At 70.1% G+C, this 13,601-nt stretch carries 12 protein-coding genes; 4 read left to right on the forward strand and 8 right to left on the reverse strand.

The genetic code is table 11. The features are described from left to right. Positions 1-858, forward strand: coding sequence for an ABC transporter permease (locus OG246_RS39120; protein ID WP_266473876.1), 858 nt, complete (start codon positions 1-3; stop codon positions 856-858). A gap of 72 nt (positions 859-930) precedes the next feature. Here OG246_RS39120 and OG246_RS39125 read toward each other — a convergent pair whose 3' ends face one another. After that, the gene (locus tag OG246_RS39125) at positions 931-2,928 is read right to left on the reverse strand and encodes a calcium-binding protein (RefSeq protein WP_266473878.1); all 1,998 of its coding nucleotides are present in this window, start codon (positions 2,926-2,928) and stop codon (positions 931-933) included. A gap of 120 nt (positions 2,929-3,048) precedes the next feature. Continuing rightward, the gene (locus OG246_RS39130; protein WP_266475024.1) at positions 3,049-4,257 is read right to left on the reverse strand and encodes an MFS transporter; all 1,209 of its coding nucleotides are present in this window, start codon (positions 4,255-4,257) and stop codon (positions 3,049-3,051) included. Between the two features lie 254 nt (positions 4,258-4,511). Here OG246_RS39130 and OG246_RS39135 point away from each other — a divergent pair, with 254 nt between their 5' ends. Then, positions 4,512-5,600 (forward strand): endo-1,4-beta-xylanase, encoded by a 1,089-nt coding sequence (locus OG246_RS39135; RefSeq protein WP_266473880.1) that lies wholly within the window; start codon positions 4,512-4,514, stop codon positions 5,598-5,600. 25 nt (positions 5,601-5,625) lie between these two features. Here OG246_RS39135 and OG246_RS39140 read toward each other — a convergent pair whose 3' ends face one another. The 4 genes from OG246_RS39140 to OG246_RS39155 all read right to left on the reverse strand — a co-directional run bounded on the left by OG246_RS39140 (position 5,626) and on the right by OG246_RS39155 (position 10,155). Further along, a complete protein-coding gene (locus OG246_RS39140) occupies positions 5,626-6,141 on the reverse strand; it encodes a hypothetical protein (protein ID WP_266473882.1) in 516 nt (171 codons plus the stop codon). Continuing rightward, entirely contained in the window at positions 6,138-7,853 is a 1,716-nt protein-coding gene (locus OG246_RS39145; RefSeq protein ID WP_266473885.1) for a PHP domain-containing protein, read from the reverse strand. The genes OG246_RS39140 and OG246_RS39145 overlap by 4 nt, the downstream gene beginning before the upstream one ends. 189 nt (positions 7,854-8,042) lie before the next feature. Continuing rightward, on the reverse strand, positions 8,043-9,521 hold the full coding sequence (locus OG246_RS39150; protein WP_266473889.1) for an alkaline phosphatase PhoX: 1,479 nt from the start codon (positions 9,519-9,521) through the stop codon (positions 8,043-8,045). Between the two features lie 157 nt (positions 9,522-9,678). Beyond that, positions 9,679-10,155, reverse strand: coding sequence for an ATP-binding protein (locus tag OG246_RS39155; RefSeq protein ID WP_266473890.1), 477 nt, complete (start codon positions 10,153-10,155; stop codon positions 9,679-9,681). Positions 10,156-10,306: 151 nt separating this feature from the next. Between OG246_RS39155 and OG246_RS39160 the strand changes: the two genes are divergently transcribed. Together OG246_RS39160 and OG246_RS39165 are read left to right on the forward strand one after the other, a co-directional pair. Further along, entirely contained in the window at positions 10,307-11,152 is an 846-nt protein-coding gene (locus OG246_RS39160) for a helix-turn-helix transcriptional regulator (RefSeq protein ID WP_266473891.1), read from the forward strand. After that, entirely contained in the window at positions 11,149-11,388 is a 240-nt protein-coding gene (locus tag OG246_RS39165; protein WP_266473893.1) for a DUF397 domain-containing protein, read from the forward strand. The genes OG246_RS39160 and OG246_RS39165 overlap by 4 nt, the downstream gene beginning before the upstream one ends. A gap of 19 nt (positions 11,389-11,407) precedes the next feature. Here OG246_RS39165 and OG246_RS39170 read toward each other — a convergent pair whose 3' ends face one another. Both OG246_RS39170 and OG246_RS39175 read right to left on the reverse strand, forming a co-directional pair. Next, on the reverse strand, positions 11,408-12,499 hold the full coding sequence (locus OG246_RS39170; protein ID WP_266473895.1) for an alanine racemase: 1,092 nt from the start codon (positions 12,497-12,499) through the stop codon (positions 11,408-11,410). A gap of 36 nt (positions 12,500-12,535) precedes the next feature. Beyond that, positions 12,536-13,504: an alpha/beta hydrolase gene (locus OG246_RS39175; protein WP_266473897.1), complete on the reverse strand. Its 969-nt coding sequence runs from the start codon at positions 13,502-13,504 to the stop codon at positions 12,536-12,538. Between the last annotated feature and the right edge of the window lie 97 nt (positions 13,505-13,601).

Consider the following 13,601-nt stretch of genomic DNA (forward strand, 5'->3'; position numbering starts at 1 on the left):
ATGTCGTCGGAGAACCTCTCGAGAAATCTGCCGAAGAATCTGTCGAAGACCTCTTCGTTCAACGGCCTCCGGATCGTGTGGCGCATCACCCGGCTCAACTTCCGCGCACAGCTGGAGTACCGCTCCGAGTTCCTGATGATGATCGCGATCGGCGCGGTCTGGCAGGTGTCGGTGATCGTTTTCGCCACGGTGCTGCTCACCCGGTTCGCCGGGATGGGCGGCTGGGACAGCTCGGACGTCCTGCTGATCCCGGCGACACGGATGCTGGCGCACGGCCTGTTCGTGCTGTTCCTGGGCCGGGTGCACGGCCTTGGCCGGCACATCCAGGAAGGCGTGATCGACACGTATCTCGTACGCCCGATGCCGGTGTACCGGCAGCTCCAGCTGTCGTTCTTCCCCACCAACGCGATCGGCGACCTGACGGTGGCGGCGGGCCTGATGGCGGGCGCGCTGAGCCGCAGCGACCTCGACTGGACGGCGACCCGCATCACGTACCTCGTGGTCGCAGTCCTCGGCGGGATGCTCCTGGAAGCGGCCCTGTTCACGGCCGTGGCCTGCGCCTCCCTGCGCTTCCCGGCCGCCGACTACTGGGGCCGCTGGCTGGAGGAACTCCTCGGCACCTTCGGCAGCTACCCGCTCAACGTCCTCCCGCGAGCGGTCGGCAGCCTCCTCACCTTCGGTCTGCCGCTGGCCTTCGTCGCCTACTTCCCGGCCGCGGTACTGACCGGCCACACCTCCGGCACAGGCGTCCCGTACTGGCTGGCGGCCGCCTCCCCGCTCCTGGGGGCGGCGGCCTACCTGGGCTCCCGCCTGCTGTGGCGGTGGAGCCTGCGGCACTACACGGGGGTGAACGGCTGACGCGAAGAGAAAGAAGAGAAGAGGGGCCCGGACCGACAACCGGTCCGGGCCCCTCTTCCGCGTCGCGGTCGCTCAGGGACAGCTGATCCGGATGTCGCCGGTGTCCGTCGTGCAGGTGTCCGTGCTGAAGCCGCCGTTGGCGGTGTCGTTGCCGGAGACGCTGTCGACGGTGTTGAGCCGGTCGTTGCCGTAGTTGCCGATCAGGTTGTCGTTGCCGGGGCCTCCGTTGAGGGTGTCGTCGCTGAAGCCGCCGTCGACGCGGTCGTCGCCGAAGTTGCCGTACGCGGTGTCGTTGCCATAGCTGGCGTTGATCGTGTCGTTGCCTCCGAGGCCGCAGATCACGTCGTTGCCGTAGCCGCCGTTGAGGGTGTCGTTGCCGCTCGTGCCGGTGATCGTGCAGCCGCGGGAGTTGTTGACGGTGGTGGTCGCGGTGGCGGTGTTGTTGGCGGTGGCCGGGTCGGTCTGGGTGGCGGTGACCGTGGCCCGGTCGGTGAGGGTGCCGGTGGCGCGGGGCTCGACGACGATGGTGACGGTCCTTTGCGCCCCGGCCGGGAGAGTGCCGAGGGCGCAGGTCGCGCCGGTGGCGGAGGTCGTGCAGGTGCCCTGGCCTGGGGTGGCCGAGATCAGCGTGGCGGCGGGTCCTGTGAGCGTGTCGGTGAGCGAGACGCCGGTGGCCGCGGTGCTGGTGCTGTTGTTGGTGACCGTCACGGTGTACGTGGCGCGGTCGCCGATGCTGACGGTGCCGGTGCCGGTCTTGGTGACGGAGAGGTCGACGCCGGTGGGCGGGGGCGGGCTGCCGGCGCCGCCGAGGTAGCGGGCCAGGGCGCGGTCGCCGTCGCTGTTGCTGCCGAAGGCGAGGATCTTGCCGTCGGACTGGAGGGCGAGGTTGTGCGCGACGTCGCCGATGCCGAAGTCGGTGGTGGTCTTCCCGCCCGTGCCGAAGCCGGTGTCCAGGGCGCCGTCGACCTGGTAGCGCGCCAGCGCGAAGTCACCCCCGGCGGCGGTGCCCGCGGCGACGATCCGGTCGTCGGGCTGGAGCAGGAGGGCCTCCACACCGGAAGTGGTGCCGAAGTTGGTGGTGACTACGCCTCCGGTGCCGAAGCCGCTGTCGAGAGTGCCGTCGAGGTTGTAGCGGACGAGGGTGAAGTTGCCGCCGGACGACCCGGAGGCGACGATCTTGCCGGTCGACTGGACGGCCACGGTCCGGCCCCAGTTGTAGCCGCCGAGGTCCGTGGTGACCCGGCCGTCGCCGCCGAAGGACGTGTCGAGGCTGCCGTTGGAGTTGTAGCGGGCCAGCGCGAAGTCGAAGGAGGTCTCGCCCGAGTAGCCGACGATGACGAACTTCCCGTTGGGCTGCAGGGCCATGTCGAACCCCTGCGCGCCGCCCACGTCCTGGAACGAGGTGAGGACCTTGCCGTCGCCGTCGAAGGTGGGGTCCAGGGTGCCGTTGGTGTTGAAGCGCACCGCCGTGAACGTGCCGCCTGCCGAGCCCGCCGCAAGGATCTTCCCGTCGGGCTGCACCGCGACGGCCCAGCCCTCCTCGGCACCGCCGGCCAGCTCGGGGACGACCCAGCCGGTACCCCCGAAGGTGGTGTCGAGGCTGCCGTCGGAGTTGTAGCGGGCGACCGTGAGCCAGCAGCAGCCCGCGAACTCGTCCGCGGTCCGCTGGGTGCGGCCGACGACCACGATCTTTCCGTCGGGCTGCAGCGTCACGCCCTGCGCCCGGTCCTCGCCCTGCTCGAAGTCGGTCAGCACCTCGCCGTCACCGCCGCCGAAGGTGGTGTCGACGCTGCCGTCGGCGTTGTGCCGCATCACGGAGAAGTCGGCGTAGAAGGTGTCGGGGTCCTGGCGGGCGCCGACCGTGACGATCCTGCCGTCGGCTTGGACGGCCAGATCCTGACCGTCCGAGAAGGCGCCGTCGACGGTGACCTTTCCGCCGGTGCCGAACGTGGTGTCCAGGTCACCGGGTGCGGCGAAAGCGCCGTGCGGCACCGCCACGACGAGCGCCAGCGCGGCGACGAACACCGAGGCGGCGCGCAGAGTTCCCCGTAGGGAAAGAAGGGTGGGCATGCGCCCAGCTTCCGCAGCCGAACACATTATCTTCACGCGGCTGGCCGACCACTGCGCCCATGGGCCGCAGAGTTCCACTCGCCGGGGTGATCCAGGCGCTGACGAGGCTTGGGCTGCCGATCAGGCGGCGCGGGACCGCCGTATCGGCGTGAACAGCGCGGCCACCGCGATCAGTACGCAGCAGGCGCCGGCGACCAGGCCGACCGGTGCGGTGCCCTGGCGTTCCGCGGCCCAGGTCAGGACGGCCGCGCCGATCGGGGCCGCGGAGTACTGGAGGGTCCAGAAGGCGGAGGTGACTCTGCCGAGGAGCGGTTCCGGGGTCACTTCCTGACGCAGTGACATCGAGCAGGTGCCCGCGACACCGGCGCAGGCGAGGAACGCCGCGCTCAGTACCGCGACGGCGGAGACGTCCCGTGCCCAGCCAAGGCCGGCGAACGCGAGCCCGCACACCGCGACCGCACCGGTCCAGGTCCGCCCGAAGCCGAGTCCCCGACGGATCCGGGCCACCAGCAGGGCGCCGGTGATCGTGCCGAGGGCGCCGACGGCCATGACGGTGCCGACCGTGCCGTCGTCGTGGCCGAGGTCGTGCTTGACGTGGTAGATGACCAGGTCGGTCATGCCGAGGGTGAGGAAGCTGAAGACGAACAGCAGGGCGGTCAGCGAGCGCAGCACCGGATGGCCGTACAGGAAGGACACCCCCGCCCGCAGGTCCCGCCACAGGCCCGCCGCCCCGGCCCCCTTCGCCGGGACGCCGTCGTCCCCGGAGCGTGGGGCGAACCGTACGAAGAGCATGCAGGCGGCCGACACGGCGAAGCTGCCCGCGTTGACCCACACCGCGGCGGCCGGGCCGGTCCAGGCGGCGACCAGACCCGCGCACAGCGGGCCGAGTACGCCCGCCGCGGCGGCGGTCGCGTTGAGCCGGCCATTGGCCTCGGTGAGCTGCCCGGTGCCGACCAGGCTCCGGACGACGGTGACATAGCCGACGGCGAACAGCATGCCGACGGCCTCGCAGAGCGGCAGGACGACGTACAGCAGCCAGACCTGCGGTCCGAACAGCCACACCAGCGGGATCACGCCGTACAGCACCGTGCGCACCAGGTCGCAGGCGATGAGCAGCCGTCGGCGGTCGACCCGGTCCACCAGGGCCCCGGCGAAGACGGCCGCCAGCACCGAGGCGGCTCCGCCGACCGCCGTGAGCAGTCCCATCCGCGCGAGGGAGCCGGTCGCCTGGAGCACCAGCAGGGGCAGGGCGATCAGCGCGAAGGAGTCGCCGAGGACGGAGAGGGTCTGCGCGGCCCAGAAGATCCCGAAGTTGCGCTGCCGCCACAGCGGACGGCCCTTCTCGGGCGGCGGATCGGTACGTGGCCTGCGCGGCGCCGGGTCGGCCGGTTCGTCCGCGCGCGGTATCCGATCGCCCGGTCCGTCCTCGTGCTGCGCCTCGTACGCCACGCGGCCCCTTCCCCTTGTCCTTGTCCTGGTCCTGGTCCCCGGCAACCTTATGGCGCCCCTGCGGCGACCTGCAGACAAATAATTCGCACCGCATCCCCTCCCGTCCGCACCCGCATCCCCTCCGAGGAGCAGCCGTGCCCCACGCCTCCCGACCCCACCACCACCGCCGCCGCCGTGTCCCGCGCCCGCTGCCGCTCATCGCCGCGGGCGCGCTGCTCGCCACCGCGGCCGTCACGCTCCCCCAGCTCACCCCGGAAGCCTCGGCCGCGACGACGCTACGGGGGTACGCCCACGCGCGCGGCGTACGGATCGGCGCGGCCGTCGGTGACGGCCCGCTCACCTCCGACTCGGCGTACACCGCCGTCCTAGACCGGGAGTTCAACTCGGTGACGGCGGAGAACGCGATGAAGTGGGACGCGCTGGAGCCGAGCCGGGGCGGCTACAACTGGGCAGCGGCCGACCGGCTGGTCGCGCACGCAGCCGCGCACAACCAGGGTGTACGAGGGCACACGCTCGCCTGGTACAGCCAGTTGCCGTCCTGGCTGAAGAACGGGAACTTCTCGGCCGCCGAGCTGAACACGATCCTCAAGAAGCACATCGACACGACCCTCGGCCGGTACAAGGGCAAGGTGTACGCCTGGGACGTCGTCAACGAGACGTTCAACGAGGACGGTTCGATGCGCAGTTCGCTGTGGCAGGACAAGCTCGGAACGGGGTACATCGCGAACGCGCTGCGGTGGGCGCACGCCGCCGACCCTGCAGCCAAGCTGTACATCAACGACTACAACATCGAGGCGGACAACGCGAAGAGCGACGCCCTGTACGCGCTGGCGAAGCAACTCCTCGCGGAGGGCGTGCCGTTGAACGGGATCGGCTTCCAGTCGCACTTCGTGGTCGGGCAGGTGCCGTCCACCATGAAGGCCAACCTCAAGCGCTTCTCCGACCTGGGCCTCGAAGTCTCCGTCACCGAACTCGACATCCGCATCCCGCTGCCCGCCTCCGCCGCCGAACTCGCCCAGCAGTCCGCCGACTACAAGCTGGCCAGCGAGAACTGTCTTGGCGTCGCCCGGTGCGCGGGAGTCACCGTCTGGGGCGTCACCGACAAGTACTCCTGGATCCCGGGCACCTTCAGCGGCTTCGGCGCGGCCCTCCCGTACAACGAGAGTTACGCGCCGAAGCCGTCGTACACGGGCCTGTCGAACGGTCTCAACCCGGCCGCGTAGACCGCCCGTTCAGTGATCCACCAGTTCAGTGATCCGCACAGCAAGGTGTGGGATCCGGTACCTCGAAGGGCACGAGCGTGCCGCCCGCCGCCGGCATCGCCGTCAGGACCAGCGCTCCGTCACGCCACTCCGGGCGTACGTGATCGCGGGTGACCAGCGGCTGGTCCGGGGCGGGTTCGCCGGGCGCGCCGAGTACGGCGACGCGGTCGATCGCGGAGGCGGCGAGCAGGTCCGCGACCGTGAGCGTGCCGGTGAGTTCCGCGACGCCGGGGTACAGCACCGCGCGGCCCACCGCGTCCGGGGCCTCGGGCGACACCTCGTACCCCTTGACGGTCAGCCACTCGCGGACGGCGTCAAGCACCGCCCGCGAGGGGACCGCGAAGGACAGTGCGACCCGGGGCCGATCACCGCGCACCAGGTGCGTGCAGCCGAACGAGCCCTCGGGGAGGGCGAGTTCGGCGGCCAGCGCCCGGAGCAGGTGATCGGCTTCGGGCAGGGCCGACAGATGGGTGTCGACCCCGATGACGTACGGCTGGTTCACGACGGCAGGACCCACACCGGGTTGGAGTAGAACCACAGGTCGACCCACGGGTCGGCGTCGCCGACGACGTCGAGGGCGGGGCCCTTGGGGTCGACCGCCGCGCCGTTGATGCCCACCGCGGAGCGGTTGCCGTCCGAGCCGCGCAGGCGGACGTACAGCGGGCGGTCGACCTGGCCGAGGGAGTACGTGATCCGGACCGTGCCGGTCGTCTTGTTCACCTCGTACGACTGGACGACCTTCGCCGTCGGCGCGCTGAAGGTGTCCTTGTCCGCGGGTGTGCCCGTGACATCGCCCTGGATGACGTCCACGCGGGCCAACTTCGGTACGAATCCGGCCCAGTTGGGGGTGTCGGCGAGCGCGATGTCGACCGTCAGGGTGACCTTCGTGCCCTTCTTGACGTGCAGCGCGCCGCCGAGCGTCGCCCACTTACCGCTGCCCGAGAGCCGGGCGTCGAGGCCGCCGATGAGCTGCCCGTGGTCGACCCAGACACGGCCGGCCCGGATGCCGTCCATGACGGCGGCGTAGGAGAAGCCGTCGGAGCCGACGTGCGTGCGGCTGTACTGGCCGGGCCAGTAGTCGCCCTGGGTGAGGTCGACCTTGCCGCTGTACACGGGGTCGGTGTGCTTGCCGTTGAGGTTGAAGTCGGTGTCCGGGCCGCCGCGCTTGGCGGTGTCCGTGTACACCTGGTGGGAGTCGGAGTTGGCGGTGATCCACCAGGGCTTGCCCTCGGCGAGGAGGCTGTCCCACAGGCCGCCGACGGTGGCCGTCATCCAGTCGAAGCCGCCCCAGGTGCGGTAGCTCTCCAGCGGGTAGCCCGCGAAGGAGTCGGCGCTCGGGTTGTTGTCGTAGATGCCGCGGGCACGGCCCATGCCGGTCGGCGCGGCGATACCGGCCGCCTGGTGGCCCGGCGCGCCCTCGAAGCCGATGGCTATCTGCTTGCCGCCGGGCGTCGCGTCGCGCCAGCCGCGGATCTCGTGCGGGGAGTCGACACCGCGCCGCGCCGGGTGGTTGGCGAGCATCAGCGCGTCCTTGATCCTGCGCCGCTGCACCTGCTCGGAGAGGAAGGCGAGGCCGGCGACGGCGAGCGCCTCGTTGGCGGGCGAGGAGCCGCTCGCGCCCTTCACGCTGCCGTCGTAGTCGGTCTCGAACGCCTTGAGGACGCTGACCTCGTTCTTGCCGGGGTGCACGAAGACGGTGCCGTGCTCGGCGCCCGGGATGTTCCACTCAAGGCCCTGGAAGACGAGGGTGTCCTCGTACGTCTCCCGGGCCTCCTTGATGTCCGGGTTGACCTTGTCGACACCGATCTTGGCGTGCGTCTCGCTGCCGTGGTCGGTGATGACCAGCCAGTCCATGCCGTGCCGGGCGCCCTGGCGGACCTGGTCGGAGACGCGGTACTTGCCGTCGCTGCTGTACTGCGTGTGGATGTGGTGGTCGCCGGCCAGCCAGAGGAAGCCGTTCGATCTCCGGCGGCTCTCGGAGGCGTACGCGGGGGCCGCCGCCGCGCCCTGGGCGAGGACGCCGCTCGCGGCCAGGCCGGCGCCCAGCAGACCCGCGCGGCGCAGCATCGTGCGGCGCGACTGCTGTTCGGGGCTCAGGGCCTCGTCGGGCACGGAGGTGTCGAAGGCGGCGGGCAGAGCCGTGCCTTCGTGAGCGTCAGAGTGATCGTGGGTGTGGTCGTGGTGGTGATGACCGTGAGCGTGTCCGTGCCCCATGTCTGCCTCCTGTGTTCGACGCCGCATGTGCGGGCTCGCGAGATGGAGACTCGATGTGAAACATGAACGTTGAACAGCCGTGGGGTGGCCGCTCGGCGACTCAGGTGCGGCGGTCTGAACCAGCCACGCACGGGTACCCCAACTGCCCTGAATGTCATGACAGTTGGGGTCTCTCCGCTACGCGTGGTGTCAGCGCTGGTAGCGCCAGGGGCCCGTGATGGCCAGCAGGATGCCGGGGTTCTGGATGCTCGCGTACAGCGTCTTGCCGTCGGGCGAGAAGACGACACCGGCGAACTCGCTGTACGACGGGTCCTCGGCGGTGCCGTCGTTGAGCTGGTTGCGGGCGATCGGGTAGGTCTTGCCCGACTCCGTGGCGCCGAAGAGGTGCTGGATGCCCTCGCCGTCCTCCGCGAGGATCACACCGCCGTACGGGGAGACCGTGATGTTGTCCGGACCGTCGAGGACGCCGTCGTTCGCGTCGGGGTCGGGGTTGACACCCAGGATCAGCTTGAGGGTCAGCGTGCCGCGGGCGGGGTCGTAGAACCACACCTGCCCGTCGTGCTGGACCGGGCTCTCCTCGCGGGCGAAGGACGAGACGACGTAGGTGCCGCCGTCGGCCCACCACATGCCTTCGAGCTTGCGGGCGCGGGTGACCTGCGTGCCGGTGAACTGCTGACGCGTCGGGACGGTCTTGGCGTCACGGTCCGGAACCGCCACCCACTTGACGCTGTAGCTGGTGCCGGCCTTGGTGGCGCGGGACAGGTCGTCGACGAACTGGCCCTTGGAGTCGAAGCACTTGAAGGCTTCAAGGACGCCGGCCGTGTCGGAGAGCGTCCGCAGCTTGCCCCGGCCGTGCTTGAAGCCCTTCGGCGGAGTCCAGCGGTAGAACAGGCCGTTGGGGCCCGCCGCGTCCTCGGTGAGGTACAGGTGACCGCGCTTGGTGTCGACGACTACGGCCTCGTGGTCGTAGCGGCCGAGCGCCTTGATCGGCTTGGGGTTCTTGTTGGCACGGCGGTCGTACGGGTCGACCTCGAAGACGTAGCCGTGGGCCTTGGTCATACCGGCGTCGCCGACCTTGGCGGAGTTCTCCTCGCAGGTCAGCCAGGTGCCCCAGGGGCTGCGGCCGCCCGCGCAGTTCTGCTGGGTGCCCGCGATGCCGACCCACTCGGCCACGCACTCGCCGTCCTTGGAGATCTCCACGACCGTGCAGCCGCCGGGGGCGCTGGGGTCGTAGACGAGTCCCGGGGTGAGCGGCACGGGGAACGCGGTGTTCGCACGGTTGTCGCGGATCTCGTGATTGACGACCAGCAGAGTGGAACCGCGGGTGCCCTTGAAGGCCGCCGTGCCGTCGTGCTTGTTCGGTGTGAACTCGCCCGACTCCATCTTCGTGACACCGGCGTGGGTGACCACCTTGTAGGAGAACCCCTTGGGGAGCGCGAGCAGCCCCTTGGGGTCGTCGATCAGCGGACCGTACCCGGTCTTGCTCTGGTGCGCCTGCGAGACCTGCTCGGTGGCGTCGATCTCCTGGCCCCGGCTCTTGGCGTCCTCGGCCGTCTCCGCGGCGTACGCGTACGAGCTTGCGGTGGACAGCACACCGGCGGTGCCGATGAGGGCGATTCCCGCCCCGGCTGAGGTTTTGGCGAAGTCTCTACGGGTGGTGGAAGGCACGTTGATCTCCTGAGTGGCACGAACCGGGGGCCTTGCGGTGGGGGGCGCAGCACACAGTTCCCTGACCTTCCGAACGGTAGGTGAACAAGACACAACGCCTGTACGAGATACCGAACATATGGTCCATACTTAATCCCCATCGTGATCTTCCGCCCCCTCAACTCCCAGGCGGGAGGCTCTTACCGGCCATACCCCCGAGCCTCTCCGGCAGGGAGATCTCCGCCCACACCGTCTTGTACGTCCCGTCCTCCCGCGGCTCCACACCCCACCGCTCGGCCAGCGCCACGACGATCAGCAGCCCGCGCCCGCCCTCCCCTTCCGAGGGCTCCCGGACCACGGGCAGCCGGTCGGCCCGCCCGTCCGCCACCTCCACCCGTACGACGTCCTCACGCAGCACCAGCCGTACGCGGATGTCGCGCCCTCGCACCCGCCCGTGCCGCACCGCGTTCGCCGCGAGCTCGGCGACGACGAGGGTCACGGTCTCGCTGACGTCGCTGTCGTACGCGAATCCCCAGACGTGCATCCGGTTCGCGACCAGCCTGCGGGCGAGCCGGGCACCGCGTGGGGTGCAGCTGTAGAGCTGCGTGAACGTACCGAGGGTGACGGGGACTTGGGCCCGGGGGTGTCCTTGCATGGCTCAACGGTCCCTGGGGACACACGGGTCGAACAGGCACGCCACTCGTACAGTGCGCGTTGTACGAGTTACAGAGTGGACAGTTTGGGTAACTGTCCGTGAGCATTGGTGACTTGCGGGGTTGGCAACACGGAACACGGGAGTTCCCGGCATGACCGACAGCATCGAAAGCATCGAGACCACCACGAACGAGCCCGAGCCGCCCGACAGTTTGAAGGCGTTCGGGGCGGTGCACAAGGCCTTCCGAAAGCGGGCGGGCTACACACAAGAGGAGTACGCGCCACTCGTCCAGTACCAGCCGGGGACGGTGGCATCCATCGAACAGGGGCGGCGCTTCCCACAGCGCAGGTTCGTCGAGCGCTCGGAACAAGTCCTGGAAGCGTTCGGCGTACTGCAGGAGGTGTACAAGCACGCGGGAAGGGAGACGGGGCTGGCCTCGTGGTTCCGCAAGTGGGGCGAGCTGGAGGAACAGGCGATCAGCCTGTACACGTACGAGAACCGGCTCGTCCCCGGGCTTCTGCAGTCGGAGGGATACGCCCGCACCCTGTTCGGCGCACGCGTGCCCCTGCTCACCGAATCGCAGATCGAGGCCCAGCTCACGGCCCGCATGCAACGCCAGACGCTGCTGCGCGAGCGACCCAACACGGCGTTCAGTTTCATCGTGGAGGAGTACGTCTTCCAGCGGCGGACCGGGGGGACGGAGGTCACGCGGGAGCTGATCGACCATGTGTTGGGGCTCGCGGAACTGCGCAATGTGGAGCTGCAGTTGTTGCCTATGACGCGCGATGTCCACGCCGGTCTCGACGGGCCAATCCGGCTGTCGGAGACTCCGGAGAATGAGTGGTTCGGCTACTGCGAAGGGCAGCGGAGCGGTCAGTTCATCGCTGACCCGAAATCGATCAGTGTGCTCCACATGCGCTATGCGAAACTGCGCTCACAGGCTCTCACCCCGGAGGATTCCCTGAGCCTGCTGGAGCGGATGCGAGGAGCACTATGAGCACCACCGAACTGGCCTGGTTCAAGAGCAGCTACAGCAGTGGCAGCGACGGGGACTGCGTCGAAGTGGCCCTCGCCTGGCGCAAGTCGACGTACAGCGGCAGCGACGGCGACGACTGCGTCGAGGTAGCCACCTGCCCCACCACCATCCACATCCGCGACTCCAAGAACCCCCGCGGCCCCCAACTCGCCCTCTCCCCCACCGCGTGGACGGACTTCGTGGAGTTCGCGAAGTAGCCGACGTCCCGGTCCGCGCTCAGGAGTTGGTACCGCGCGCCACCACCTTCCACCGGTCGACCTCCGATCCCTCGCGGGCGATCAGCAGCTCGTCCGCGAGGTTCACCGGCGTACAGACGTGGTTCGGCACCACGGACACGACCTCCCCCAGGCGCGGGCCGCGTACGCCCTCCGGGAGTTGGACGACCGCGTGGTGTTCCCAGAGTCCGGTGATCGTGGCGTCCGGGTAGGCGGGGAGGTAGCCGTGGCCGGTGACCCACGGGGAGCGGTCGGGGCCGAGTACCTTGCTGCCGGCGTCCAGGACGAAGCGGTTCGGGGCGGGGACGCTGATGACGGTCGAGGCGGCGAACAGGGCCAGGTCGTCGACGGTGCAGGTACCGATGGCGAGCTGCTGGGCGTCGTTGAAGACGTAGACGCCGGGGCGGATCTCGTTGACAGGGCCGGGCCGCCAGTGGCCCGCCGTCGGAGTCGAGCCGCCGCTCAACACGCGGGCCTCCAGGCCGAGTTCGCCCAGGGACGTCGCCGCTTCGGCAAGCGCGTGCTCCTCGTCGCGGGCCGCCCGCTCGGCGGCCCCGGCGTCATGGCCGTACCCGTGCCCGGGGAAGGTGAAGACACCCACCACGTCGAGACCGGCGTCCACGGCGGCCCCGGCGACCCGCCCCGCGTCGGCGGGCGGCACCCCCGTCCGGCGCGTTCCGCAGTCCACCTCGACCACCGCCTGGACCGGGCGGTCGCTCCCCCGCACCGCGTCCCCCAGCCGCCGCGCCCCCTCGACCGAGTCGACACCGACGCGCAGCGCGACCTCATCGGCCAGCGTGCGCGCCCGCTCAGCCTTCGCCCGGTCGAGCCACAGCGGATACGCGATGAACAGATCGTCGACCCCCGCCCGGGCGAGCGCCTCCGCCTCGCTCAGGGTCGCGACCGACAACCCGGCTGCTCCGAGGCGGAGTTGGCGTTCGGCGATCTCCGCACACTTGTGGCTCTTGGCGTGCGGACGGAGCGCGAACCCCCCGGAACCCGCCGCCTGCGCCATGCGTGCGATGTTCCGGTCCAGCACATCGACGTCGACGACGAGCACCGGCGTGACCAGTCCCTCGGGTATTTCGCGCACCGCAACCTCAGTTTCCCTTGCCCACGTACCGTCCGGTCAGACGGTACCGAGGGCCGTGCGCAGGGTGCTGATCGCCTGGGCGATCGCGGCCTCCGCGGCGTGGGTCTCGCGCAGGGCGTTGAGCATCACGAAGTCGTGGATGATGCCCTGGTACCGGACGGCGGTGACGGCTACGCCGGCCTCGCGGAGTTTGGCCGCGTAGGCCTCGCCCTCGTCGCGCAGGACGTCGGCCTCGCCGGTGATGACGAGCGCCGGGGGGAGCCCGGTGAGCTGCTCGGTGGTGGCGCGCAGCGGGGACGCGGTGATCTCGGCGCGCTGCTTCTCGTCGGTCGTGTACTGGTCCCAGAACCACTGCATGCCGTCGCGGCGCAGGAAGTAGCCAGTGGCGAACTGGTGGTAGGAAGCCGTGTCGAAGGTGGCGTCGGTGACCGGGTAGAAGAGCACCTGCTGTACGAGGGGGACGTCGCCGCGGTCCTTCGCCATCAGGGTCAGCGCCGCGGACATGTTGCCGCCGACGGAGTCGCCGGCCACCGCGATACGGGAGGCGTCAAGGCCGTGGGACGCGCCCTCGGTGACGATCCACTGGGCCACGGTGTAGTTCTGCTCGATGGCGACGGGGTAGCGGGCCTCGGGCGAGAGGTCGTACTCGGGGAAGACGACCGCGGCCTGTGCGCCGACCGCCAGTTCGCGCACCAGGCGGTCGTGGGTGTGGGCGTTGCCGAAGACCCAGCCCGCGCCATGGATGTAGATGATCACCGGGAGGGTGCCGGAGGCGCCGGCCGGGCGGACGATCCGCGCCCGCACCTGGCCGGTGGGTCCGCCGGGCACGGTGACCCACTCTTCGTCGACAGCGGGCTTGGCTATGTCGCCGGACTGCACCTCGTCGACGGCCTTGCGGCCCTCTGCCGGGGCCAGGTCGAACAGGTACGGCGGGTTCGCGGTCGCCTCGGCGAATGCCGCGGCGGCGGGCTCCAGGACGGCGCGGGGGGCAGTGGACTCGATCATGACGATCTCCTCGGATCGGGTGCCGCGGACAGGCTCCGTCGGAGGTCTCGCCGTGGAGCCGCGGCACCGTTTGATAGTAAGCGCTCGATTAAGTCGT

The sequence above is a fragment of the Streptomyces sp. NBC_00620 genome (assembly GCF_026341825.1).
Lineage (GTDB): Bacteria > Actinomycetota > Actinomycetes > Streptomycetales > Streptomycetaceae > Streptomyces.

Bases quoted from the DNA above. Each gene is read 5' to 3' on its own strand.
- OG246_RS39120 (WP_266473876.1), top strand. From the start codon at position 1: ATGTCGTCGGAGAACCTCTCGAGAAATCTGCCGAAGAATCTGTCGAAG.
- OG246_RS39125 (WP_266473878.1), bottom strand. From the start codon at position 2,928: ATGCCCACCCTTCTTTCCCTACGGGGAACTCTGCGCGCCGCCTCGGTG.
- OG246_RS39145 (WP_266473885.1), bottom strand. From the start codon at position 7,853: ATGGGGCACGGACACGCTCACGGTCATCACCACCACGACCACACCCAC.
- OG246_RS39155 (WP_266473890.1), bottom strand. From the start codon at position 10,155: ATGCAAGGACACCCCCGGGCCCAAGTCCCCGTCACCCTCGGTACGTTC.
- OG246_RS39160 (WP_266473891.1), top strand. From the start codon at position 10,307: ATGACCGACAGCATCGAAAGCATCGAGACCACCACGAACGAGCCCGAG.
- OG246_RS39165 (WP_266473893.1), top strand. From the start codon at position 11,149: ATGAGCACCACCGAACTGGCCTGGTTCAAGAGCAGCTACAGCAGTGGC.
- OG246_RS39175 (WP_266473897.1), bottom strand. From the start codon at position 13,504: ATGATCGAGTCCACTGCCCCCCGCGCCGTCCTGGAGCCCGCCGCCGCG.